The sequence below is a fragment of the Arthrobacter sp. FW306-1B-G06A genome (assembly GCF_058781765.1).
This window is the reverse complement of sequence record NZ_JBYSXB010000029.1, coordinates 40,731-63,258: the sequence shown is the minus strand read 5'-3', so window position 1 is coordinate 63,258 and position 22,528 is coordinate 40,731. Positions and strand designations below refer to the sequence as shown.

The window sequence follows — 22,528 nt, the reverse complement described above, 5'->3', positions numbered from 1 at the left end:
AGGGGGAACTCTTCCCTTTGGTTGGGCTTGCCCGGCCGGCACTGGACCTTGGGTCCGTAGTCAAGCCGATGGACCAAAACACTTGGGCCAGGAACAAGGAGAAAACCATGAGCGAAGAAGTCAACAACATCAAGCAAAGCGCCGAAGCCGCGGCTGAACAGGCCAAGCACGTCGCAGGTGACGCCGCGGAGCACGTCAAGGAATTTGCCGGTGACGCCGCGGAGCACGTCAAGGAGTTCCTGTCGGGTGACGTGGCTGAGAAGGCCAAGGACCTCGCGGGGGATGTTGCCGGGAACGCCAAGGAAATCGTGGGTGACGTGGCTGAGAACGCCAAGGGCCTCGGCTCGAAGATCGCCGGATTCTTCAAGGGCGGCAAGTAGGCTCCACGCCAAAGCGACGCCTTCCTGACCTTCTTTGGTTAGAGAACGGGGCCGACACGCAGAACTTGCTGCGTGTCGGCCCCGTTTCCGTGCCAAAGAAGGTCAGGAAGGGAAGGGGCCCTACTTCGCCACGAGGTATGCCCCGCTGTTCGGGGCAATCGAGGCCCCGCCCGAGCCGCCATCGCTGGAGAGTTCCACCCTGAGCCCGGCCGGCACGGGGAGGGCGGCAGTACCCATGTTGACTACAACCAGCACGTCGCGGTTGTGGAAGGCCAGGACTCCGTTGGCGGGATCGTGCTCCTCGGCCCACTGGAACGTGCCCGAGCCCAGGCGATGCGTGCGGCGGAAAGCCAGGACCGAGCGGTACAGCTCGAGGGTGGAGCCCACGACGCCGGCCTGGACGTCCGCCGCCAGCTCGCCGAACGCTTCGGGCTGGGGCAGCCAGGGCGCAGCAGGCGCTCCACCGGCAGCCGCGGCGCCCGCGGTACCGGACGACGCCCCCTCCGAGAACCCGAAGCCGGGCGCCCCGGACTTCCAGGGCAGTGGTACGCGGCACCCATCGCGGCCGCGCTCCACGCCCTTGGTACGGAAGAATGACGGATCCTGGCGAGCGTCTGCCGGAAGGGAGGTGTGTTCCGGCAGGCCGAGTTCCTCACCCTGGTACAAATAGGCCGAGCCCGGCAGGGCGAAAGACACCATGGAGGCCGCCCGTGCCCGGGCCAGGCCCAGGACGGCGTCGGGTTGTTCGTCTTCCGCCGCGATTCCCTTGGGGAACGTGGTGGGATCTGCCAGCCCGAAGCGGCTGGGGTGCCGGACGGTGTCGTGGTTGCTCAGGACCCAGGTGGAGGGCGCCTCGACGGATCCCGCCGCGTCCAGGGAAGACTCGATTGCCACGGCCATGCGCTCCGCGTCCCAGCCCGCCAGGAGAAAATCGAAGTTGAAGGCCTGCTGCATTTCATCCTTGCGGACGTACCGGGCCAATCGCTCCGCGGGCTCTACCCAGGCCTCGGCAACCAGCATGCGGTCCCCGTCGTACTCGGCGAGGACTCTGTGCCATTCGCGGTAGATCTCGTGGACCCCGTCCTGGTCGAAGAAGGGCGACGGAGGGTCCAGCGGCGGCTTGACCTTGTGCTCGACGGCGGTCGCGACGGGCCCCGCAGCGGGCACGGCTCCGGCAGCGATGTGGGGGTGTGCGGTGTGCGGTTCGACGGCTTCGCTGTGGGCGCCCGGTGCGGACAGGCCACCTTCGACCATGGCGGCAGAGCCTTCCCAGTCCGGCAAGCCGGCTTCTTTGACCAGGCCGTGGGCAACGTCCACCCGGAAGCCGTCAACTCCGCGGTCCAGCCAGAAGCGCAGCACCGAGCGCATCTCCTCGTGGACTTCGGGGTTCTCCCAGTTGAGGTCGGGCTGCTTCGTGTCGAAAAGGTGCAGGTACCACTCGCCGGGAGTGCCGTCGTCGTTCGTCAGGCGCGTCCACGCGGGGCCGCCGAAGATGGATTTCCAATTGTTCGGGGCCAGGGCCCCATCCCCGGAGCCCGCTTTGGAGTCTTTGCCCGGGTGGAACATGTAACGCTCACGCTCGGGGGAGCCGGGGGCTGCGGCGAGGGCTTCGCGGAACCAGGCGTGCTCGTCCGAGGTGTGGTTGGGCACGAGGTCGACGATCACCTTGATGCCCAGGCTGTGTGCTTTCTCCAGCATTGCGTCGAAGTCGTCCAGCGTGCCGAAAAGGGGGTCCACTGCCCGGTAGTCCGCTACGTCGTATCCCGCATCAGCCTGCGGTGACTTGTAGAACGGGGAGAGCCACACGGCATCAACGCCCAATTCTTGCAGATAGGGCAGTTTCGCGGTGACCCCGGCAAGGTCGCCCATTCCGTCGCCGTTGGCATCGGCGAACGAGCGCGGATAAATCTGGTAAACGACGGCGCTTGCCCACCACGCGGAATTGTTGGAACCGGGGGTTGGGATCGGGGAGTGCGGCACTGGATTCCTCTCGATGACATATTTTTGTGTAAACGCTTGCATTACTACCCGGAAGCTTACTAATGTGAGGCTCACCACATCAACCGCACAGCGGAAATACCTGGTCCACTCACTGAGGAGTTCCCAGCATGAACACACGCAAGTACCTTTTGCCGGCCGCTGTTGCCGGCGTGCTAGCCATGTCCCTGTCCGCCTGTGGTGGCGGCGGTGGCGGCGGCACAGCCTCAAGCGGCGGAGATGCCGCAGCGAACCTCGACGGACGCGGTCCAATCACCTACGTCCAGGGCAAAGACAACAGCAACGTTGTCCGCCCGCTCGTCGATAAGTGGAATGCGGCGCACCCGGACCAGAAGGTCACTTTCAAGGAGCAGTCCGACCAGGCGGACCAGCAACACGACGATTTGGTCCAGAACTTCCAGGCAAAGAACGTCAATTACGACGTCGTTGACGTGGACGTCATCTGGACCGCCGAGTTTGCAGCGAAGGGTTGGCTGCAGCCGCTCACGGACAAGATGAGCATCGATACCTCAAAGATGCTGCCCGCCACGGTCAAGACGGCGACCTACAACAACACGCTCTTCGCGGCACCCCAGACCTCGGACGGCGGCATCCTCTACTACCGCAAGGACCTGGTGCCCACCCCGCCCAAGACCTGGGACGAGATGATGAGCATGTGCTCCATCGCGAAGTCGAACGGCATCGACTGCTACGCAGGACAGTTCGCCAAGTATGAAGGCCTCACCGTGAACGCGGCTGAAGCCATCAACTCGGCCGGCGGCACGATCGTTGGCGACGACGGCAAGTCCACCGTGACCTCGGCGGCGGCGAAGGCCGGCCTGAACAACCTGGTCACCGCCTACAAGAGCGGAAACATCCCCACGCAGGGCGTGACCTACCAGGAAGAACAGGGCCGGCAGTCCTTCGAAGACGGCAAGCTCCTCTTCCTGCGCAACTGGCCCTACGTCTACAACCTCGCCAAGACGGACGGTTCGTCCAAGGTGAAGGACACCTTCGGCATGGCTCCGCTCCCGGGTAAGAGCGGCCCCGGCGCCTCTTCCCTCGGTGGACACAACCTCGCCGTCAGCGTCTACTCGGCGCACAAGGCAACGGCCAAGGACTTCCTGACCTTCATGACAAGTGAAGAGACTGAAAAGTTCTACGCAACGCAGGGCTCGCTGGCCCCGGTGCTCGCTTCCTTGTACGACGACCCGACCCTGGTCCAGCAGCTGCCGTACCTTCCGGTGCTGAAGACCTCGATCTCGAATGCCGTGCCGCGCCCGGTCACGCCGTTCTACCCGGCTGTCACCAAAGCCATCCAGGACAACGCCTACGCTGCCATCAAGGGTGACAAGTCCGTCGATCAAGCAATGACGGATATGGACACGGCCATCAACTCGGCCAGCCAATAGCGACACCTCCAGTGAACCCCGGGCGGCCGGCGCTTTACGCGTACGGCCGCCCGGGGGGCACGCCATCAATTTCCGGAAGGAGGGGAAATGTCCACCCTTGCGCAACCTAAGCGGGCGCCAGAGACACCAAGCCCCAAAACCAAAAAAGTTCAAAAAGAAGTAGGACAGGACCGGGCGGCCACGTCTCAAGGCCGCTGGGCGTTCTGGTTGATTTCCCCCGCCCTGGTATTGCTTGCCGTTGTCATCGTGTACCCGGTGGTCAACGCGATTATCATGGCGTTCCAGAAGGACCAGGGCCTTGACCCGGTCACCAAGGTCTTCGTCCAGGGCGGACCCGCGGGCTTCGATAACTTTGTCCACTGGTTGGCCCAGCAATGTGGCTCTGCTGCCTGTGCTCCTGGCACCCTCGGCGCCCAATTCTGGAGCGCGGTCGGAACGACGTTCTTCTTCACGGCGGTCACCGTTGTCCTGGAGACTGTCCTCGGGTTCTGGATGGCCGTCATCATGGCCCGGACGTTCCGCGGCCGCAGCGCCCTTCGTGCTGCAGTCCTAGTTCCGTGGGCCATTCCAACGGCCGTGACCGCGAAACTGTGGTTCTTCATCTTCGCTTTCGACGGAATCGCCAACAAGCTCTTTGGTACCGCAATCCTGTGGACAGGCAGCGAATGGCCGGCCCGCTGGGCGATCATCATTTCAGACGTTTGGAAGACGACGCCGTTCATGGCCCTGCTGATCTTGGCTGGCCTGCAGATCATCCCGGCCGAAGTGTACGAAGCCGCGAAGGTGGACGGCGCCTCGGCTTGGCAGCGCTTCACCCAGATCACCCTGCCGCTGGTGAAGCCGGCACTCATGGTGGCTGTCCTGTTCCGTGTCCTTGACGCACTGCGCATGTATGACCTCCCGGCCATCATGACCCAGGGCTCGAACGGCACAACAACGTTGTCCATTTTGGTTGTTGACCAGATCCGTCAGGGATTCAACTCAGCAGCGGCGTTGTCAACTATCACGTTCTTGATCATCTTCCTCGTTGCGTTCATCTTCGTTCGTTTCCTGGGAGCCAACGCAGTCGCCTCAGCCACACCCAAGACCACCAAGGGGCAGGACAAATGACCGCCGTGAGCATTGACTCCGCGCCTAAGACAGCTGCCCGACGGCGGGAACGCTGGGCGAGCGGGCGCACGTACATCAGCGCAGGGCTCATCTTCATCTGGTGCCTGATTCCCTTTTACTGGATGATCGTGACCGCGTTCCGCGACGTTGGATATACCTTCGATTCGACGCCTTTCTTCACCCACGTCACCTGGGACAACTTCAACACGGTGTTCTCCGAAAGCCTGGGCAACCACTTCGGCCGGAACCTGTTGAACTCGCTCTTCGTGGCAGGGGTAACCACCGTTGTCGCCCTGCTTTTCGGGGTTTTCGCGGCATATGCCTTGTCCAGGCTTGAATTCCGCTTCAAGTTCCTGGTCCTCGGCTTTGTCCTCGGGGCCTCGATGTTCCCGGGTGTGGCCTTGGTGACTCCGTTGTTCCAGCTGTTCACGAACATCGGCTGGTACGGCACATATCAGGCGCTGATCATTCCGAACATCTCGTTTGTTCTCCCCCTGACGGTTTACACCCTGACGTCCTTCTTCCGGGAAATGCCGTGGGAGCTGGAGGAATCAGCCCGGATTGATGGCTGCACGCAAGGCCAGGCATTCCGCAAGGTGATCATGCCGCTCGCTGCGCCGGCTGTTTTCACCACCGCCATCCTGGCGTTCATCGCTTCGTGGAACGAGTTCCTCATCGCGAGCCAGCTGTCCAATGACCAGACGAAGACCGTCACGGTCGCTATCGCCTACTTCGCCGGCGCCCAGGCCCACCAGGAGCCGTACACCGCCGTCATGGCAGCCGGAACGGTTGTGACGATTCCGCTGGTGATCCTTGTGCTGGTCTTCCAGCGCAAGATCGTGGCGGGCCTGACAGCCGGCGCCGTCAAATGACGCAAACTCCCGATTCGGCCGGGCCGTCCATCGGCGGCCCGGCCAAGGAGCAGCACTCGCGAGTGAAATCGGCGGAAGATTTCGACCTCGTGATAGGTTTTCTCGGCTTCTGGGCCTTGGTCCTGCTGGTCATCACTGTGGCCGCCGAACTCACGGCCCAGCCCGCACTGGGCTGGGCCCTGGGCCTCCTGGCAGTGCTGCTGGCCTTGTGGGGGATGCTTCGGCTTCGCCGGCGGCTCCCGGCACGGACATCCAGGCGCATCACGTGAGCAGCGAGCCGAAATAAGTAGCGCGGAATCGGCGGAGGACAGCCAGGCGGAATACGCTGGTTATCTGCCGTCTGGGAAGGAACCCCCGGCTTCCGCACGGATTCCTTGAGGGGGCTTGAGTGGCGAAAACGAGTGAACGGTCCCAGCGTGGCGGCCACGCAGGAGCCAGCATTGAGGATGTCGCACAGGCCGCTGGCGTTTCCACCGCCACCGTTTCCCGCGCAGTGCGCGGCCTTCCCCGGGTATCTCCTGCTACCCGGGAGAAGATCCTCAGGGTCGCGGGAGAACTTGGGTATGTGGCGTCGTCGTCTGCTTCGGGACTGGCCACGGGACGTACCAGGACGATTGGTGTCCTGGCCCCCTACGTGGACCGTTGGTTCTTCTTCAAGGCCATCGAGGGCGTGGACCGTGAGCTCCACGCCCGCGGTTACAACCTGTCCCTGTTCAACTTGGGCGGCCAGCGCGGAGCGCGGGAACGGCTCTTCAGCAAGACGATGGTCTACAAGCAGATCGATGCGCTCCTGGTCCTTTGTATGTCCCTGACGCCTGAGGAAATTGCCGATCTCCAAAGGATCGAAATCCCCTTGGTCATTGTCGGCGGTCCAGTGGAGGATTGCCCCAGCATCGGCATCGACGATTACGCCGCCTCGGTGGAAGCCACCATGCATCTGTTGAACCTCGGGCATCGGGAGATCGCGCTGCTCCACGGCCAGGACGATTCCGACCTGAACTTCACCGTGCCGCGGCTGCGCGTTGACGGCTTCACGGATGCCATGACGAGCGCGGGCTTCTCGATGCCGCCGGAATGGGACATCTTCGGAAACTTCACTGTGGGCAGTGGCCAGGAAGCCTTCGACGAGCTCTGGAGCAAACCTGGACCCAAGCCGACAGCGATCTTCTGTGCCTCAGATGAAATGGCCATGGGGGCCATGTTGCAGGCACGCCGTCGTGGCGTCCGCGTACCGGAAGAATTGTCCATCATCGGCATCGACAACCATGAATTCGCCGAGGCCATGGGGCTGACAACCGTAGCCCAGGACCCCGTGGAACAAGGCCAATTGGGCACGCGCATGCTGTTGGACGAATTGGCCGGGGCCACAGGTTCCGTGCGGTCAATGAAAGCAGCCCACCGGCTGATCGTGCGGGAAACCACCGCCCCGCCGCGGCCCGAAAGCTAGGAACCCCAAAAGCTAGGAAGCCCGGGCCAACTGCCTGATGGGGATCCAGCGGGAAGCCAGCCTCCGATACGCCGCGGCCGCTCCCGTCATGTCCCCCTCGGCCAGGCATTCGATGCCGAGCCTGACGTCCATGGGCGACTCGTCCGGGTACACCTTGTCCGCCACTGCACCGTAGTCCAGCTCGACCATTGACTGCACATGGAACAACTCGAGCCATTCGGTGAGCTGGGTGAGGTCGTCCAGCATGTCCAGATCCGGGGCTGCAAGGGCGAGGTTGGCTACTGCGAAGCGTGCCCGGTCCAGAGCATCGGTCAGTGAGGCCCAGACCCTGACCGTCAGGATGCGGCCGCCGGACTCCACGACATCCTTGCGGTCCGATTCCTGGAACAGCGAGAACCAGCTGAAGGGGATCCCCCACGTGGAGGCCCGCGTGTGCACCCGCTTCGCGTCATGACTGGCGTTGATGCGGTCGATGCGAGCCTGGTGCCGGTCGCGCTGGTCCACGGGGATGAGCAGGTCCGCGAGCGGTCCGTGGATACCTTCCATGAGGGCATTGGCCGCCAATCCTGCCCGGATGACCAGCTGGCTGGGGCAGTAGAGCAGCCGCCCGGCGTCGGGATCGTTCCGGTCTCCGGAAGGAACCCGTGTGATGCGGACCAGATCGGTGCTCCCGGTGGGGAAGGGGTCCCCGCCCTTGCGGGTGACCCGTCCGAGGGAAGCGAGCAGCTCGGCATTTTCGACGGCGGCCCGCGAGCCGCTGCGGGTACCGCTCGCCACGAGCTGCTGCCGCTGGTCTTCGGGGAACGCTTCGAGCGGTTCGTAGACGCGCAACGCTGAAGAGAAGGGCAGTCCTGCCTGGCTCCCGTATAGCTTTCCGCTCATCGCGGGCCCGCCTCCTCCGTCATTGTTGCTACTCAGTCCGTAAGCTCCACGATCACGGGAGCGTGGTCCGAGGCGCCCTTGCCCTTGCGTTCCTCGCGGTCGATCGACGCCCCGGTGACGCGGGCGGCCAGCGCGGGGGAGGCCATGACGAAGTCGATGCGCATGCCCTCCTTCTTGGGGAACCGCAGCTGTGTGTAGTCCCAGTAGGTGTAGACGCCGGGACCTGGTGTGTAGGCGCGGGCGACGTCGGTGAAACCGGCCGTTTCGAACGCCCGGAAGGCCTCGCGCTCGGGTTCGCTGACGTGGGTGAGTGCGTTCGCCCTGAAGTAATCGATGTCCCAGACATCCTCGTCAAGCGGCGCGATGTTCCAGTCGCCCATGAGCGCCACCTGGGTCTCGGGGTTCTCCGTGATCCAGCCGGCGGCGTGGCCCTTCAGGGTGTCCAGCCACTTGAGCTTGTACGGCATGTGTTCGTCGTCCAGGGAACGGCCGTTCGGAACGTACAGGCTCCACACCCGTACGCCGCCACACGTTGCGGCAATCGCACGGGCTTCCTGGACAGGATCCTTGCCGGCTTTTCCGAAGGCGGGCTGGTCAACAAAGGTGCGTTCGACGTCGTCGAGCCCTACGCGCGAGGCGATCGCAACGCCGTTCCATTGGCTCAGGCCGAAGTGGGCAACCTCGTAGCCCATGCGCTCGAAGAGCTCCCACGGGAAGTTGTCGTCCTTGCACTTGGTTTCCTGCATGGCGAGGACGTCGCAGTCACTGCGCTGCAGCCAGGCCTCGACGCGGTCGGCACGTGCGCGGAGCGAATTTACATTCCAGGTAGCTATCTTCACAGCCACTAACTTACCGAACTTGGGACCTTGCGCATCCCCTCGCAGCAGATTGCTGCCGCAAGCCTAATGGGCGAGCATTACCGAAGAGGAGGCGCGCCTGCGGAGCTTGATGCCGGAGGCGATCAACAAAACGCCGCTGACCGCGGAGTATGTCGCGAGGAGTGCCACTACGCCCAGGAATCCCGCGCCCGGATTGACCAGCACAAAGAGCCCAAACAAAGTTGTGACCAACGCCGTCAACATCCAAATCCACCAAGCCCTGACCGTCGTCCTGGTGTCCATGGCAAGGATGATCTGCGAAACCCCGAGGACCAAGGCCCATGCTCCTATGAGGACGCCTAGTGCCGCGGCGGTAATTCCCGGCCACGAAACGGCAACGATGCCGGTCGCGACCGAGATGAAGCCGCCGATCAGGCTCCAGCGGGAGTGGCGTGCGGGATCGTAGAAGTAGTGGGCCATATTGGTGAGCCCGTCGGTCATGGCGTACACGCCAAACACGTAGACGAGGGCAAACACCGTGGCGACCGGCAGGGAAGCGACCAGGAAGGCCAAGAGAAGGGCCAAAGCTCCCCGGAAGATCAGCGCCGTTCCTGAATGCTGAAACAACTTGCGTCCTGCGGTGTCGGACATAGGGTCAGTTTAGACCCGGCGCGGTAGCTGGGGAATGGGCCGGCACGCGTGAGGCCACCCCTTTCGTTATCGGCGGGTGTAGTGGGCGATGATCACGCCCTTGGTGGTGGTGACGGAGCCGGTGAGCTCGAACTCGGTCAGCGGGGCTGGACCTTCGAACAGCCGCGTCCCGGTACCCAGGGTGAGCGGGTGGATCAGCAGCGTGAAGTTGTCGATGAGGCCTTCGGCGTGCAGGGAGCGGACCAGCGACGCGCTGCCGATGATCGTCAGATCGTTGCCCGGCTCGGCCTTGAGCATGGCCACCGTCTCTGCGGCCTCGCCGGACAGCAGGATGGAGTTCTGCCAGGCGTCGGCGTTCTCCAGCGTCCTTGACACAACGTACTTCGATGCCGCGTTCATGTACACGGTGAACGGGTTGTCGTCGGCGCGGGTGCCCCAGGCGGTGATGAAATCGGTCCAGGTCCGGTGTCCGAACAGCATGTCCGCGGTTTTCGCCATGCCCTTGCCCATCTCACGGCCCATGACCTCGTCGTTGTACCTGCCGCCCCACCCACCGTGGGTGAAGCCACCGCGGGTGTCCTCGTCCGGACGGCCCAGGCCCTGGATGACTCCGTCGAGGGTGATGGACAACGTGGCATTTATCTGGCGCATGACATGCTCCCTTGCTCCTGCGGACCGCTCTCTGCGGCCCGGTCACCCCCTATACGAATGGCGACCGGCCAAATCGACACCGGCACCCGCATTTTTTCTTAACGCATCCCCTCGCGGCGGATGGCCACCGCAATCGCCGCGGCCCGCGTCTCGACGCCGAGCTTGGCGTAGATGTGCGCCAAATGCGTCTTGACCGTGGCCTCGGAGATGAATAGCCGTTTGCCGAGCTCGCGGTTGCTGAGGCCTTGAATGAGGAGGCTGAGCAGTTCGGCTTCGCGCGGGGTGAGGACCTCGTCCGGGTTTCGCAATTGCTGGAACAGCTTGCTGGCCACAGGCGCGCTCATGACGCTCTTGCCTTGGGCCGCGCCCCGGACCGCTGCGAAGATCTCCTCCGGCGCGGCGTCCTTGAGCACGTAGCCCATGGCACCTGCATCCACGGCCCTCACGATGTCGGCATCGGAATCATAGGTGGTGAACACCAATACCGCTTGCTGCTTGCTCGCTTGGAGCAATCGCTTGATCGCCTCGATTCCGTCCATGCCCTCGCCCATGGCGAGGTCCATCATGACGACGTCGGCCGGGTGTTGTTGCGTAATGACGAGGGCTTCCTCGCCCGATGCGGCTTCGGCGACGACGGTGATGTCCGGCTGGGTGCCGAGCAACGCCTTGAGTCCGCTGCGGACCACCAAATGGTCATCGACGAGCAGGACCGAAATGGGGTTCATGGGGCGTCTTTCTTGATGGGCGACTGGTGTGCTTGATCCGGTTCTGTAACCGGCAGCGGTAGTTGCGCGGCTACGACGGTTCCCTCTCCGGGGGAGCTCTCCACCGAAAATACCCCGCCGAGTTGTTCCACCCGTTGGCGCATGGCACGCAGGCCATAGCCGCCCTTTTCCGACGGCGGAGGTACCGCAACGGGATCAAAGCCGCGGCCGTCGTCGAACACGTCCAGGGTGACGGCCCCGGGCAGGAATCCAAGCGTCAAACTGGCCTGTTGAGAGTGGGCGTGGAGCTTGATGTTGGCCGCCGCGCTTTGCGTCACGCGCATCAGGGCGTGGCGAACTTCGGCCGGTACCGGGCGGGGATCCCCGGTGACGTGGACGATCACGGAGTCGAGGTATTGGCGGGCGGCCTGTTCGAGGGCCTGGGGCAGCGGTCCGCTCTCCAGGCCAGGGGCGGAAAGTTCGTGGACCAGGCTGCGGGTGTCGGCCAGGTTCTGCCGCAGGAGGGTCCCGGCCTTCTGCACTTCCGCTTTCGCGCCCTCTTCAGGCCACGAGCGCTGCGCGGCTTCGAGCAGGAGCAGGCTGCTGGCAAGGCCTTGAGTGACGGTGTCGTGGATTTCCCTCGAGACACGTTCGCGCTCCGCGGCGATCCCGGCCGCGCGTTCGCTCGCGGCCAGGCGTTCCTGCGCTTGGGACACGTCGGCGTGGAGTTGGCGTTGCAGCGCGGCGTCGTCCTCAATGCGGTCGTAGATCAACGTGAGCAGAACCGCTGCGGCGATGGGCCCGAGCAGCATGGCTACGTCGGTGTCGCCGCTGAGGCGGAACAGCCCGATGGCCGTGGCACTTGCCGTCAAACCCGCGGCCAGATAGGCGATCCAACCGCTGAAGGCCGCGCGGGACAGGAAAAACAAAGCGAAGGAGCACCAAGCGAAACTCGGTGCGGCAATGACCAGTACGGCCCAGGCGAGCACGAGCGCCACCATCCACAACAGCCACGGTTGGCGCCGCTTGGCCAGCACCGCCACCACTGCATAGAGAACGCAGACCGCGGCAGCCAGGGCAACAGTCCAGAGATTGTCGGCCGGGCTGTGCCGCAGGACGTAGCGCACGCCGGATGCCACCATGAGCACGGCGAAGCTGAGGTGGACCACTGCATCGATCGGGCCCCGGGTGGGGCGGAAGGCAGCGGGACGGGAGGCCATCCTGTTCGGAGATTCCGGCATTCTTCCCATGCTAGGCGCGTTCAGGTCGCTGGTCTCTCCGCCTTTTGGCTGATACCGGGACCGGAAGGGATGAGGCCGGGCACGACGAGCGCCGGATGTGGTGAGGGAGCCCTGCGGGAAGCATGGAACTGTACCCGTTGCCGACCTCCCGGAGGACCACCATGAAGAAGTCCAACAAGACCTTTGCCGCCGCTGCCGTTGGAGCCTTGCTCCTGACCGGAGGGGCAACCGCCGTCGCGAACGCCGTGACGCCCGCCGCGGCCAAAACCGCGACGGCCGCCGTTGACGTCAGTCCCTCCGCGGAAAACGTGGTCCCCCAGAACCGCATCACCGTCGGTGCATCCAGCCAGGCAGTCAACGCCGCTTTGGCGAAGTGCCAGGCCGACAAGCTTCCTTTCGTCACGGTTGCGCTCGTGGACCGCTTCGGGACAGTCCAAGCCTTGCTCCGCGGCGACAATGCGGCCGAACACACCATCGAGGCCGCCAAGCAGAAGGCCTACACCGCAGCCGCCTTCGGTGCGCCCACCAGCGAACTCGCCAAGCGAATCAACGGCAACGGACCGTCGATCGCCGACCTCCCGGGCACACTCTTCCTGCCCGGCGGAGTGCCGCTCAAGGTGAACGGCGTGTCCGTGGCGGGGATCGGCGTCGGCGGTGCGCCGGACGGCGCCCTGGACGAAGCCTGCGCGGCAGCTGGTGCGGCGGTGCTAGCGGCGAAGTAGGGCCGCGCCTGCACCTCCGGGTGCCCAACTGACTCGCAGTTGTTGTCGTTATGCGGGCTGAAAACGACAACAACTGCGAGTCAGTTGGGGTGGCCGCCCCGTGAAATACCGAGGCTAGACTGCTTCTAGGACGCTCACGTAGTTCGCGATGCCTACGCCGCCCATGTTCTGTACGGCGCCGCGGCGGGCGTTGGGCAGTTGCATCGCGCCCGCGGTTCCCGTGAGCTGCATGGCCGCGATGACGTGCTGCGATACCCCGGTGGCGCCCACGGGGTGGCCCTTGGCCTTGAGCCCGCCGGACACATTGATGGGCAGCTTGCCGTCCTTGTAGACCCAGCCTTCCTGCACCGCGCGGGAACCCTCGCCGCGCGGCGTCAGTCCCATGGCCTCGTACATGATCAGTTCGGCGATCGTGAAGCAATCGTGCACTTCGGCGAAGTCCAGCCCGTCGATCCCGACGCCGGCCATCCCCAGCGCGCGCTCCCAGGACACCCGCGTGGCCGCGAACTCCGTAGGGTCGCGGCGTTCTGCCGGGAAGAAGCCGTTTGCGTGCCCGAAGCCCGCCAGCCGCACGGGTTCAGTAGCAGCGCCCGACGCCGGGCCGAGGGAGAGCACGACGGCGGCGGCGCCGTCGGACACGGGGGAGCAGTCGGTGCGGCGGAGCGGTTCGGCCACCATGGGATTCTTCTCGGAAACCGTCCGGCAGAACTCCTCGCCGAAGTCCCGGTGCATCTGCGCGTAGGGGTTGTCCATGCCGTTGTGGTGGTTCTTGGCGGCGATGGAACCAAGAACGTCGCCGAGATCCGCTCCGCCCAGGCCCGCTCCGTAGCGCTTCTCGTAGTGCTTGGCTACCTCGGCGAACAGTCCCGTGAAGCCGGTGGTGGAGGCCTTGCCTGCCATCTCGTAGGACGCGCCAAGGAGTGCGGCTCCCACCACGTCGGCCCCGGCGTCGGTCATCTTTTCGGCACCGATCACCAGGACGTTGCGGGCCGTCCCGGCAAGCACGGATTTCACGCCCTGTTGGAATGCGGCGGAACCGGAGGCGCAGGCATTTTCGGTCCTGGTTGCGGGCACGTTGGCGAGGTCCTCGGACAGCTGCAGGGCCAAGGAGGACGTGAAGCCCAGGGGCTGCATGCCCGAGTTGAATTGGCCGAGGTAGATCTCATCGATGTCCCGCGGCTCAAGGCCCGAGTTCCGGATGGCCTCCGCGGACACCTGAACGATCAGGGACTCCAGCGTCTCGTCCGTGAGTTTGCCGAACTTGCTGTGTCCCCAGCCGGTGAGGAGGACGTCTTTGCCGAACTGGTGTTGCAGGCTCATGCTGTGGCTCCTTCGAGGGCGGCTTCTTCCAAGGAGACCGTGAACGCGGCCCCCGTCTTGCTTCGGATCTCTTCGACGGTGACCCCGGGCGCGAGGCGGGTCAGCGTCAGCTGCCGCCCGTCGTCGTCGTTCTTGAACAAATCGAACACCGCGAGGTCACTGACAATGCGGTCCACCACCTGGAGGCCCGTCAACGGCAGGGTGCATTCCCGGACGATCTTGGCGCTCCCGTCCTTGGCGTTGTGCTCGGTGAGGACCACGACGCGCGGTGTCCCGGCCACCAGGTCCATGGCGCCGCCCATGCCCTTGACCATCTTTCCCGGAATGGTCCAGTTGGCGAGGTCGCCGTTGCCCGAAACCTGCATGGCGCCGAGGATGGCAACCTTGACGTGTCCGCCGCGGATCATGCCGAACGACGTCGCGGAGTCGAAGATGCTGCCGCCGGGCAGGACTGTGACGGTCTGCTTACCGGCGTTGATGAGGTCAGCGTCTTCCTCGCCTTCGTAGGGGAAAGGCCCCATCCCGAGGAGGCCGTTCTCGCTCTGCAGCACGACCCGTACGCCGTCGGGCAGGTTGTTGGCTACGAGGGTGGGAATGCCGATGCCGAGGTTGACGTAATCGCCGTCGTTGAGTTCCTGGGCCGCAATGGCGGCCATCTCGTCGCGGGTCCATGCCATGGTGGTACTCCTTCGCTTGGTGGTGTTCAGACGGCCAGGGCTTCAGTGCGGGGCCGGACGGTACGCTGTTCAATGTCCTTGGCCCGGCCGCTCGCCTGGACCAGCCGCTGGACGTAGACGCCGGGTGTCACGACGTGGTTCGGGTCCAATTCGCCGGGCTGCACGATCACTTCGGCCTCCGCGATGGTCACGATTCCCGCCGTCGCCACCACCGGGTTGAAGTTCCGGGCCGTGTAGCGGTAGATCAGGTTGCCGTCCGTGTCCGCGGTATGGGCGTGGACCAGCGCGACGTCGGCGACGATCCCGCGCTCGCGGACGTACGTGACGCCGTCGAACTCTTCGAGCGGTTTGCCCTCGGCAACCAGGGTTCCGACGCCGGTCCGCGTGTAGAAAGCCGGGATGCCTGCCCCGCCGGCGCGGAGGCGTTCGGCGAGCGTGCCCTGCGGAGCGAACTCGACCTCAAGCTGGCCGGAAAGGTACTGCTCGGCGAAGAGCTTGTTCTCTCCCACGTACGAGGCGATGACCTTGCGGACCTGGCCGGCTTCGATGAGGACGCCGAGGCCCTTGCCGTCAATGCCCATGTTGTTGGAAACCACCGTCAGCTCCTTGACGCCCGAGTCGCGGACGGCGTCGATCAGGTCGGCGGGGATGCCGCTGAGGCCGAAGCCCCCGACGGCGATCGTCTGGCCGTCGCGGAGGACGTCCTGTAGTGCAACGGCGGCGCTGGGGTGGATTTTGGCCATGGCGTTGTCCTCGTCTTTGAGTTGGGTCGCTCAGCAGCTATCCACTTTGTGGACACTGGGCTGAGTTGGCGGTCTGAAAAGGAGCATAGGGCGGCTCTGCGCGGAGGGTCAACGGCGTTCCTTGGCCAGCAAGGCTGAACTTGCACAGTGTGGACGCTACTCTTTGAAGTGTCCACATTGTGGAGGAAATCTTTGGAGAGGGGTAGCGTTGCCAACTCAGCATCCGCAAACCAAGCCGGTCCAGGGCGCCCAAGTGGTAGGCCGGGTCGCTGCGCTCCTCCGGCTCGTGGGACGCAAGCCGGAGGGCATGTCCATCGCTGGCCTGGTCCGCGAGTCGGGCTTGACCCGCCCCACGGTGCACCGCTTGCTCGCGTCCCTCGCCGCTGAAGGCCTGCTGGACCACGATCAGCGGACCGGTAACTGGATCTTGGGGCCGGAGATCTTCCTCCTGGGCTCGGTGGCGGCGGCCCGGTTCCCGGTTGAGGACCTGGCGCGGCCCAGCCTCCGCCGCCTCGCCGAGGAGAGCGGCGAAAGCGCCTTCTATTCGATCCGTCGTGGCCACGAAACCGTGTGCGTGCTTCGCGAGGAAGGCAGCTTCCCGGTGCGGTCGTTCGTTTTGCACGAAGGCGTCAGGTTCCCGCTCGGCGTCGCGTCGGCGGGCACAGCGATCATGGCCTTCCTGGCGGACGAGGAGCAGGAAACGATCTTGTCCGGCTGGGAACGGCACGCCGGGGACTTCGCCGCTGGCCACACCGAGAGCGTGGTGCGCCGGAACCTTGAGCAGACCCGGATGGCCGGGTACTCGGTGAATCCCGGTTTGGTGCTGGAGGGCAGTTGGGGGATGGCCGCCGCCGTCTTCGACCAGCTGGGCCGGCCAATCGGCGCTTTGTCCCTCACAGGGATCGAACCGCGGTTCCGTCCTGAACGCCAGGAATTCCTCGGCAAGTTGCTCATGGAAGAAGCCCACCGCATGAGCTCCGCTTAACCCCTTTCAAATTAAGTTTTGAAACTCACCCATCCCTGTGGCCCGCACCTCCGAATAGCTGGCATAAGGACTTAGCCCGCAAGGGTGAAGTGCTTTCACGCCGGAATCAACCGGCACCGAATGTCAGTCCGTTTGAAGGAGAAATGTCATGCTTGCTACAAAGCGCACGTCTTTTGCGATCGCCGGCCTCGCCGCTTCCGCCCTGCTGGGCCTCACTGCATGTGGCGGCTCCGCTACCACGGCTTCACCCTCATCGGCGGCTCCGAGCCCGTCGTCCACCATGGCAGCGACCCCCTCAGCGTCGGCAAGTGCCGCGATGGACCCGAGCAAAGACCTGGTTGGCCCGGGCTGTGCAGCTTACGCCTCCCAGGTTCCCAGCGGTGCAGGTTCCGTTGCCGGCATGGCGCTCGACCCCGTAGCCGTGGCCGCTTCCAACAACCCGTTGCTCAAGACCCTCACGGCCGCTGTGTCCGGCAAGCTGAACCCCAAGGTCAACCTGGTGGACACGCTTAATGGCAGCCAGTTCACTGTCTTCGCTCCCGTGGACAGCGCTTTCGCCAAGATCCCCGCCGCCACCATCGACGGCCTCAAGACCGACGACGCTACACTGAGCAAGATCCTCACCTACCACGTCATCCCCGGCCAGCTGACCCCGGACCAGATCGTGGGAACCCACAAGACGGTTGAGGGCGACTCCGTGACCGTTACGGGAACCAAGGACGCACTCAAGGTTGACGGAGGTTCCGCCGTGATCTGCGGCGGCGTCCACACTGCCAACGCCACGGTGTACCTGGTTGACTCCGTCCTGATGCCTAAGTAAATCTCAACACAGATCATGCCCCTTAGGATTCGTCCTAGGGGGCATGGCCTTTGCGCGAAATCCGAGGGGAAATAGTGAAGCCGTCGATCGTGTGGTTCCGGGACGACCTCCGGGCCACGGACAACCCGGCGCTGCGGGCGGCAGCCGAGGACGGCGCCGCCGTCGCGCTCTATGTACTCGACGAGGAATCGCCGGGCATCAGGCCGCTTGGCGGAGCCTCCCGATGGTGGCTGCATCATTCCCTGCTTGCCCTTCGCGAAGACCTCGCCGCCCTGGGCGTGCCGCTCTTGCTGCGCCGCGGACGGGCGGCGGAGATCGTCCGGGAGACCGCGACGGCGATGGGTTCCGGATCGCTGTACTGGAACCGCCGTTACGGCGAGGCAGAGCGAACGCTCGACGCCGGCATCAAGGCCTGGGCGCGCGAGTCCGGAATGCACTCGGAGAGTTTCCAGGCATCGTTGCTGCATGAACCGTGGGCCGTCACCACGAAGCAAGGGGGGCCGTTCAAGGTCTTCACGCCCTTTTGGCGGGCTGTGTCCGGCTTGGATTTCCGTGAACCGCTGGAGGCTCCGGAACCCGGCCGCGGATTCTCCGGCCAGCTCCCCGAATCCGAGGAATTGGACTCTTGGGGATTGTTGCCGCGGAACCCCGACTGGTCTGCCGGACTGGCCGAAAGCTGGCAGCCGGGTTCGGCCCAGGCGCATGAGCTACTTGATGACTTCCTGGAGCACGGGCTGGCGGACTATTCGGTGAACCGGGATCGGCCGGACCTGCCGGGCAGCAGCCGGTTGTCGCCCTTCTTGCGGTGGGGACAGCTCAGCCCGTTCGAGGTGTGGCATGCCCAGCAGGGCCGGCGCCGGGAACCGGGCGACGGTGCGGCCGTTTTCGCCTCGGAACTCGGTTGGCGTGAATTCTGCTGGCACCAATACTTCCATCATCCGGACCTGGCAACGGCCAATTTGCGGCCCGGTTTCGACCACTACCCGTGGGCTTGGCCGGTTGGTCAGGGTGCAGGCCCGCTTGGGGAAGTCACGGAGGCCGCCGACCTCCTTCGCGCATGGCAGGAGGGCCGCACCGGGTTCCCCATGGTGGACGCCGGCCAGCGGCAATTGTGGCACACGGGATGGATGCATAACCGGGTCCGCATGGTTTCCGCCAGCCTCCTGGTGAAGAACCTGGGCATCCATTGGCAAGTGGGCGAGCAATGGTTCTGGGACACCTTGGTGGATGCCGATCCTGCGTCCAATCCTGCGAACTGGCAGTGGGTAGCCGGTTCCGGCGCGGACGCCTCGCCTTTCTTCAGGATCTTCAATCCGGAGACCCAGGCAGCGAAATTCGATCCCGATGGCAGATACGTTGGCCAGTGGATCCCTGAGCTGTCCACGGCGGACTATCCGGAGCCGGTGGTGGACCTTAAGGCCTCGCGGCGGGAGGCCCTGGATGCCTACGGCTCGCTTCCTCGTTGAGCCAGGCCACCTGGGCACGAGCTGACGTCCTCTAGAAATTAGTAGGAAGTCCGAGTATATTCGGGATCAAAGACGTCCGGGAGCGCAGTTGGACTTGCGCTTTCGAGGCCGATGGCGGGCATTCCCCCTATGCAAAGGAGCATTCCATGGTGCGCGAACTTTCCCACTACATTGACGGCCAGAGGGTCGATGGCACCTCCACGCGCTTTGGCGATGTCTACAATCCTTGTACCGGCGAGGTCCAGGCTCGGCTTCCCCTGGCAAGTGCTGATGAGGTCAGGAACGCCATTGCGAGCGCGGAGAAAGGCCAGCTCGAATGGGGCGCCATGAACCCGCAGCGCCGCGGCCGGATCCTGCTGAAGTTCGTGGACTTGGTCAACGAGCACATGGACGAACTCGCCACGCTCCTTTCGTCCGAGCACGGCAAGACCTTCCCCGACGCCAAGGGTGATATCCAGCGCGGCATCGAGGTGGTGGAGTTCGCCGCCGGGGCACCGCACCTGCTCAAGGGCGAATTTTCGGACAACGCCGGCACCGGCATCGACGTCCACTCGCTGCGCCAGCCGCTCGGCGTCGTCGCGGGCATCACGCCTTTCAACTTCCCGGCCATGATTCCGCTCTGGAAGTCCGGCCCCGCGCTGGCGGCCGGCAACGCCTTCATCCTCAAGCCTTCGGAGCGCGACCCTTCGGTGCCGCTGCGCCTGGCGGAACTTTTCACCGAGGCGGGGTTGCCGGACGGCGTCTTCAACGTCATCAACGGCGACAAGGAAGCCGTGGATACCCTCCTCGAGGATCCGCGGGTGAAGGCTATCGGCTTCGTTGGATCCACGCCGATTGCCCAGTACATTTACGCCACGGCAGCGGCCCACGGTAAGCGCGCCCAGTGTTTCGGCGGCGCCAAGAACCACATGGTGATCATGCCCGACGCCGATCTTGACATGGCAGCGGATGCCCTCATCGGTGCCGGCTTCGGTTCCGCCGGCGAGCGTTGTATGGCGATTTCGGTGGCCGTGCCGGTTGGCCAGGAGACGGCGGACCAGCTCGTCTCGAAGCTGCAGGACCGCATCAAGGGCCTGAAGGTGGGCCCCAGCCTGGCTGCGGATTCGGACTTCGGACCTGTCGTGGCCGCCTCGGCGAAACACCGTATCGAGGGGTACATCCAGGCCGGCGTCGACCAGGGTGCCACGCTCGTCACCGATGGGCGCGACCTGAAGGTGGACGGCTACGCCGGAGGTTTCTGGGTGGGCCCCACCCTCTTCGACAACGTCACGAAGGACATGTCCATCTACAAGGAGGAGATCTTCGGCCCGGTCCTGAGCGTCCTCCGCGCAGCTGACTACGAAGAAGCGCTGCGGCTCTGCTCCGAGCATGAGTTCGGCAACGGCGTCGCGATCTTCACCCGCGACGGCGACGCTGCCCGCGACTTCGCGAGCCGCGTCGAAGTGGGCATGGTGGGCATCAACGTTCCCATTCCCGTCCCGATTGCGTACTACACGTTCGGCGGATGGAAGGCCTCGGGCTTCGGCGACCTCAACCAGCACGGCGCGGACGCGTTCCGCTTCTACACCAAGACCAAGACGGTCACCACCCGTTGGCCCTCCGGCATCCGCCAGGGCGCCAGCTTCGTGATGCCGGCCGGCAGCTGATGGCCGAGGTCCTGTTCGAGAAGCGCGGCCACCTCGGCGTCATCACCCTGAACCGGCCACAGGCCGTCAACGCCCTCACCGCCGGCATGGTGCACGCCATGCTGGAGCAGCTCACCGCGTGGGCGGAGGACGACGCCGTCAAGACCGTTCTGGTGCACGGCGCCGGGGACCGCGGACTATGCGCGGGTGGGGACATCGTGGCGATCTACGACGACATCCTGCGCCGCGGAGACCGGACCGCGGATTTCTGGGCTGCGGAATACCGCTTGAACTCACTCATTGCCCGGTACCCGAAGCCCTACGTGGCCTTCATGGATGGACTGGTCCTCGGCGGCGGGGTCGGGATATCGGCCCATGGCTCAGCCCGTGTGGTCACAGAGAGGACCCGCACGGGCATGCCGGAAACCACCATTGGTTTTGTGCCCGACGTCGGCGGGACCCTTCTGCTCTCCCGCTCGCCGGGGGAGTCCGGTACCCACGCCGCCCTCACGGGTGCCCATTTAAGCGGAGCTGACGCCTTGTTCCTGGGGCTCGCGGACCACTTCGTCCCGTCCGAAAGCCTGCCCGCGCTCGCGGAAGCGCTGGAAAGCTCGACGGCGGAGGCCGCCGTCGGGCGCTTCGCGCAGGAACCGCCGGCCTCGGCGTTGTCCGGCCAGCGCAAGTGGATCGACGACGCCTACGCTTCGGATGACGCCGAGGAAATCGTCGCGAGGCTGCGCAACGCCAGCGGGGAAGCCGCTTCAGCCGCCGAGACGATCGGGGCAAAGTCGCCTACAGCCGTGAAGGTCACCCTGGAATCGCTGCGGCGGGTCAAGGGGCTCTCCCTCGACGAGGCCTTGGAGCAGGAATACCGCGTTGGCGTGCGGTGCCTGGCCGGGCCTGATTTTCGCGAGGGGATCCGTGCCCAGGTGGTGGACAAGGACCGCAACCCGCAGTGGAAGCCGGCTTCCCTGGCGGAGGTGTCGCCGGCCGCCGTCGAGGGCTTCTTCGCGCCGCTCGGCGATCGTGAACTCAAACTTCATTCAAAGGAGTCCGACCATGTCTGACGCAGTTTCCGGCACCATCGCTTTCCTCGGCCTTGGCCACATGGGCGGCCCGATGGCCGTGAACCTTGTCAAAGCAGGGCATCACGTCGTCGCGTACGATCCCGTGCCGGCAGCACTCGAGGCGGCGCGTGAACACGGTATTGCCACGGTGGATTCCGCCCCGGAAGCGGTCGCGGGGGCCTCCGTTGTCCTGACCATGTTGCCCAGCGGCAAGCACGTCCTGGACGCCTACCGGGGAGTGGACGGAGCACCGGGCCTGCTCTCGGTAGCTGCGCCGGACACGCTGTTCCTCGACTGCTCCACGATCAACGTAGACGAGGCACGCGAGGCAGCAGCCATTGCGCTGGAGGCTGGCCACCGCTCCGTGGACGCGCCGGTTTCCGGAGGCGTGGTGGGTGCCGAAGCCGGGACCCTGACCTTCATGGTGGGGGCACTGCCCGAGGACTTCGAAACGGTGAAGCCGATCCTGGAGCTCATGGGCCGGAGGATCGTGCACTGCGGCGACCACGGAGCCGGGCAGGCCGCCAAAGTCTGCAACAACATGATCCTGGGCGTTTCCATGATTGCCGTCAGCGAGGCGTTCGTGCTGGGCGAGAAGCTGGGCCTCACTCACCAGGCGTTGTTCGACGTCGCCTCCAACGCCTCGGGGCAGTGCTGGGCACTGACCACTAACTGCCCGGTTCCCGGACCGGTTCCCACGAGCCCGGCCAACCGCGACTACCAGCCCGGATTCGCCGGAGCGCTCATGGCCAAGGACCTGCGGCTCGCGGTCAACGCGCTTGAGAGCACCGGAGTGGACGGGCAAATGGGACACCTCGCCTCGAGGATTTACGACGCTTTCGCCGCCGAAGGCGGAGCCGGGCGCGACTTCTCCGGCATCATCACGGACATCCGGGACAAGTCCGCCAAGTAGCCTTGGCGGGTAGGTCATTTCCGGGGGCCCACAACGTGGGCAACC

The 22,528-nt window shown here is 64.8% G+C and carries 23 protein-coding genes; 13 read left to right on the top strand and 10 right to left on the bottom strand.

Features of this window, described 5'->3' with window-relative positions; genetic code table 11:
* The first annotated feature begins 107 nt into the window (after positions 1-107).
* Positions 108-380, top strand: a complete 273-nt coding sequence (locus AC3WJM_RS15580) for a hypothetical protein (protein WP_284991865.1) — start codon at positions 108-110, stop codon at positions 378-380.
* Between the two features lie 120 nt (positions 381-500).
* Here the strand turns inward: AC3WJM_RS15580 and AC3WJM_RS15575 are convergent, their stop codons facing one another.
* The gene (locus AC3WJM_RS15575; RefSeq protein ID WP_492272305.1) at positions 501-2,360 is read right to left on the bottom strand and encodes a glycoside hydrolase family 13 protein; all 1,860 of its coding nucleotides are present in this window, start codon (positions 2,358-2,360) and stop codon (positions 501-503) included.
* Between the two features lie 128 nt (positions 2,361-2,488).
* Here AC3WJM_RS15575 and AC3WJM_RS15570 point away from each other — a divergent pair, with 128 nt between their 5' ends.
* The 5 genes from AC3WJM_RS15570 (at position 2,489) to AC3WJM_RS15550 (ending at position 7,198) form a co-directional block, all read left to right on the top strand.
* Entirely contained in the window at positions 2,489-3,769 is a 1,281-nt protein-coding gene (locus tag AC3WJM_RS15570) for an ABC transporter substrate-binding protein (RefSeq protein ID WP_059388478.1), read from the top strand.
* Between the two features lie 87 nt (positions 3,770-3,856).
* Positions 3,857-4,879, top strand: a complete 1,023-nt coding sequence (locus tag AC3WJM_RS15565) for a carbohydrate ABC transporter permease (protein WP_059388479.1) — start codon at positions 3,857-3,859, stop codon at positions 4,877-4,879.
* Entirely contained in the window at positions 4,876-5,751 is an 876-nt protein-coding gene (locus AC3WJM_RS15560; protein ID WP_059388480.1) for a carbohydrate ABC transporter permease, read from the top strand. Before AC3WJM_RS15565 ends, AC3WJM_RS15560 begins: the two co-directional genes overlap by 4 nt.
* On the top strand, positions 5,748-6,020 hold the full coding sequence (locus AC3WJM_RS15555) for a hypothetical protein (RefSeq protein WP_253257252.1): 273 nt from the start codon (positions 5,748-5,750) through the stop codon (positions 6,018-6,020). The genes AC3WJM_RS15560 and AC3WJM_RS15555 overlap by 4 nt, the downstream gene beginning before the upstream one ends.
* A 119-nt stretch (positions 6,021-6,139) precedes the next feature.
* Positions 6,140-7,198 (top strand): LacI family DNA-binding transcriptional regulator, encoded by a 1,059-nt coding sequence (locus tag AC3WJM_RS15550; RefSeq protein WP_307052896.1) that lies wholly within the window; start codon positions 6,140-6,142, stop codon positions 7,196-7,198.
* A 12-nt stretch (positions 7,199-7,210) separates the two neighbouring features.
* Here the strand turns inward: AC3WJM_RS15550 and AC3WJM_RS15545 are convergent, their stop codons facing one another.
* From AC3WJM_RS15545 to AC3WJM_RS15520, 6 genes are all read right to left on the bottom strand, one after another.
* A complete protein-coding gene (locus AC3WJM_RS15545; protein ID WP_284754665.1) occupies positions 7,211-8,080 on the bottom strand; it encodes a DUF8083 family protein in 870 nt (289 codons plus the stop codon).
* A gap of 32 nt (positions 8,081-8,112) precedes the next feature.
* Positions 8,113-8,919, bottom strand: a complete 807-nt coding sequence (locus AC3WJM_RS15540; RefSeq protein WP_059388485.1) for an exodeoxyribonuclease III — start codon at positions 8,917-8,919, stop codon at positions 8,113-8,115.
* A gap of 63 nt (positions 8,920-8,982) precedes the next feature.
* The gene (locus tag AC3WJM_RS15535; RefSeq protein ID WP_059388482.1) at positions 8,983-9,549 is read right to left on the bottom strand and encodes an HdeD family acid-resistance protein; all 567 of its coding nucleotides are present in this window, start codon (positions 9,547-9,549) and stop codon (positions 8,983-8,985) included.
* Positions 9,550-9,615: 66 nt separating this feature from the next.
* On the bottom strand, positions 9,616-10,200 hold the full coding sequence (locus AC3WJM_RS15530; RefSeq protein WP_492272304.1) for a dihydrofolate reductase family protein: 585 nt from the start codon (positions 10,198-10,200) through the stop codon (positions 9,616-9,618).
* 98 nt (positions 10,201-10,298) lie between these two features.
* Entirely contained in the window at positions 10,299-10,925 is a 627-nt protein-coding gene (locus AC3WJM_RS15525; protein ID WP_492272303.1) for a response regulator, read from the bottom strand.
* A complete protein-coding gene (locus AC3WJM_RS15520) occupies positions 10,922-12,145 on the bottom strand; it encodes a sensor histidine kinase (protein WP_492272302.1) in 1,224 nt (407 codons plus the stop codon). The genes AC3WJM_RS15525 and AC3WJM_RS15520 overlap by 4 nt, the downstream gene beginning before the upstream one ends.
* Before the next feature lie 161 nt (positions 12,146-12,306).
* On the opposite strand from AC3WJM_RS15520, the gene AC3WJM_RS15515 reads away from it, so the two are divergent.
* Complete coding sequence (locus AC3WJM_RS15515; protein WP_492272301.1) at positions 12,307-12,867, top strand: GlcG/HbpS family heme-binding protein; 561 nt, start codon at positions 12,307-12,309, stop codon at positions 12,865-12,867.
* Between the two features lie 114 nt (positions 12,868-12,981).
* Here AC3WJM_RS15515 and AC3WJM_RS15510 read toward each other — a convergent pair whose 3' ends face one another.
* The 3 genes from AC3WJM_RS15510 to AC3WJM_RS15500 are packed head-to-tail and all read right to left on the bottom strand — an operon-like array spanning position 12,982 to position 15,607.
* Positions 12,982-14,187: an acetyl-CoA acetyltransferase gene (locus tag AC3WJM_RS15510; RefSeq protein ID WP_492272300.1), complete on the bottom strand. Its 1,206-nt coding sequence runs from the start codon at positions 14,185-14,187 to the stop codon at positions 12,982-12,984.
* Complete coding sequence (locus AC3WJM_RS15505; RefSeq protein WP_492272299.1) at positions 14,184-14,864, bottom strand: CoA transferase subunit B; 681 nt, start codon at positions 14,862-14,864, stop codon at positions 14,184-14,186. The genes AC3WJM_RS15510 and AC3WJM_RS15505 overlap by 4 nt, the downstream gene beginning before the upstream one ends.
* Positions 14,865-14,890: 26 nt before the next feature.
* Positions 14,891-15,607, bottom strand: coding sequence for a CoA transferase subunit A (locus AC3WJM_RS15500; RefSeq protein WP_492272298.1), 717 nt, complete (start codon positions 15,605-15,607; stop codon positions 14,891-14,893).
* Positions 15,608-15,815: 208 nt separating this feature from the next.
* Here AC3WJM_RS15500 and AC3WJM_RS15495 point away from each other — a divergent pair, with 208 nt between their 5' ends.
* The 6 genes from AC3WJM_RS15495 (at position 15,816) to mmsB (ending at position 22,483) form a co-directional block, all read left to right on the top strand.
* Entirely contained in the window at positions 15,816-16,592 is a 777-nt protein-coding gene (locus AC3WJM_RS15495) for an IclR family transcriptional regulator (protein WP_284991239.1), read from the top strand.
* 148 nt (positions 16,593-16,740) lie between these two features.
* Positions 16,741-17,412 (top strand): fasciclin domain-containing protein, encoded by a 672-nt coding sequence (locus AC3WJM_RS15490; RefSeq protein ID WP_059388488.1) that lies wholly within the window; start codon positions 16,741-16,743, stop codon positions 17,410-17,412.
* 74 nt (positions 17,413-17,486) lie between these two features.
* On the top strand, positions 17,487-18,878 hold the full coding sequence (locus AC3WJM_RS15485) for a cryptochrome/photolyase family protein (protein ID WP_492272297.1): 1,392 nt from the start codon (positions 17,487-17,489) through the stop codon (positions 18,876-18,878).
* Between the two features lie 146 nt (positions 18,879-19,024).
* The gene (locus AC3WJM_RS15480; protein ID WP_284991241.1) at positions 19,025-20,524 is read left to right on the top strand and encodes a CoA-acylating methylmalonate-semialdehyde dehydrogenase; all 1,500 of its coding nucleotides are present in this window, start codon (positions 19,025-19,027) and stop codon (positions 20,522-20,524) included.
* Positions 20,524-21,570 (top strand): enoyl-CoA hydratase/isomerase family protein, encoded by a 1,047-nt coding sequence (locus tag AC3WJM_RS15475; RefSeq protein WP_492272296.1) that lies wholly within the window; start codon positions 20,524-20,526, stop codon positions 21,568-21,570. The genes AC3WJM_RS15480 and AC3WJM_RS15475 overlap by 1 nt, the downstream gene beginning before the upstream one ends.
* Positions 21,563-22,483, top strand: coding sequence for a 3-hydroxyisobutyrate dehydrogenase (gene mmsB / locus AC3WJM_RS15470; protein WP_284764097.1), 921 nt, complete (start codon positions 21,563-21,565; stop codon positions 22,481-22,483). The genes AC3WJM_RS15475 and mmsB overlap by 8 nt, the downstream gene beginning before the upstream one ends.
* Positions 22,484-22,528 lie beyond the last annotated feature (45 nt).

What these genes read in the sequence shown, in the direction of transcription:
- AC3WJM_RS15580 (WP_284991865.1), top strand. Translation starts at nt 108, where the DNA reads ATGAGCGAAGAAGTCAACAACATCAAGCAAAGCGCCGAAGCCGCGGCT.
- AC3WJM_RS15570 (WP_059388478.1), top strand. Translation starts at nt 2,489, where the DNA reads ATGAACACACGCAAGTACCTTTTGCCGGCCGCTGTTGCCGGCGTGCTA.
- AC3WJM_RS15565 (WP_059388479.1), top strand. Translation starts at nt 3,857, where the DNA reads ATGTCCACCCTTGCGCAACCTAAGCGGGCGCCAGAGACACCAAGCCCC.
- AC3WJM_RS15560 (WP_059388480.1), top strand. Translation starts at nt 4,876, where the DNA reads ATGACCGCCGTGAGCATTGACTCCGCGCCTAAGACAGCTGCCCGACGG.
- AC3WJM_RS15555 (WP_253257252.1), top strand. Translation starts at nt 5,748, where the DNA reads ATGACGCAAACTCCCGATTCGGCCGGGCCGTCCATCGGCGGCCCGGCC.
- AC3WJM_RS15545 (WP_284754665.1), bottom strand. Translation starts at nt 8,080, where the DNA reads ATGAGCGGAAAGCTATACGGGAGCCAGGCAGGACTGCCCTTCTCTTCA.
- AC3WJM_RS15535 (WP_059388482.1), bottom strand. Translation starts at nt 9,549, where the DNA reads ATGTCCGACACCGCAGGACGCAAGTTGTTTCAGCATTCAGGAACGGCG.
- AC3WJM_RS15530 (WP_492272304.1), bottom strand. Translation starts at nt 10,200, where the DNA reads ATGCGCCAGATAAATGCCACGTTGTCCATCACCCTCGACGGAGTCATC.
- AC3WJM_RS15525 (WP_492272303.1), bottom strand. Translation starts at nt 10,925, where the DNA reads ATGAACCCCATTTCGGTCCTGCTCGTCGATGACCATTTGGTGGTCCGC.
- AC3WJM_RS15520 (WP_492272302.1), bottom strand. Translation starts at nt 12,145, where the DNA reads ATGCCGGAATCTCCGAACAGGATGGCCTCCCGTCCCGCTGCCTTCCGC.
- AC3WJM_RS15515 (WP_492272301.1), top strand. Translation starts at nt 12,307, where the DNA reads ATGAAGAAGTCCAACAAGACCTTTGCCGCCGCTGCCGTTGGAGCCTTG.
- AC3WJM_RS15510 (WP_492272300.1), bottom strand. Translation starts at nt 14,187, where the DNA reads ATGAGCCTGCAACACCAGTTCGGCAAAGACGTCCTCCTCACCGGCTGG.
- AC3WJM_RS15505 (WP_492272299.1), bottom strand. Translation starts at nt 14,864, where the DNA reads ATGGCATGGACCCGCGACGAGATGGCCGCCATTGCGGCCCAGGAACTC.
- AC3WJM_RS15500 (WP_492272298.1), bottom strand. Translation starts at nt 15,607, where the DNA reads ATGGCCAAAATCCACCCCAGCGCCGCCGTTGCACTACAGGACGTCCTC.
- AC3WJM_RS15490 (WP_059388488.1), top strand. Translation starts at nt 16,741, where the DNA reads ATGCTTGCTACAAAGCGCACGTCTTTTGCGATCGCCGGCCTCGCCGCT.
- AC3WJM_RS15480 (WP_284991241.1), top strand. Translation starts at nt 19,025, where the DNA reads ATGGTGCGCGAACTTTCCCACTACATTGACGGCCAGAGGGTCGATGGC.
- AC3WJM_RS15475 (WP_492272296.1), top strand. Translation starts at nt 20,524, where the DNA reads ATGGCCGAGGTCCTGTTCGAGAAGCGCGGCCACCTCGGCGTCATCACC.
- mmsB (WP_284764097.1), top strand. Translation starts at nt 21,563, where the DNA reads ATGTCTGACGCAGTTTCCGGCACCATCGCTTTCCTCGGCCTTGGCCAC.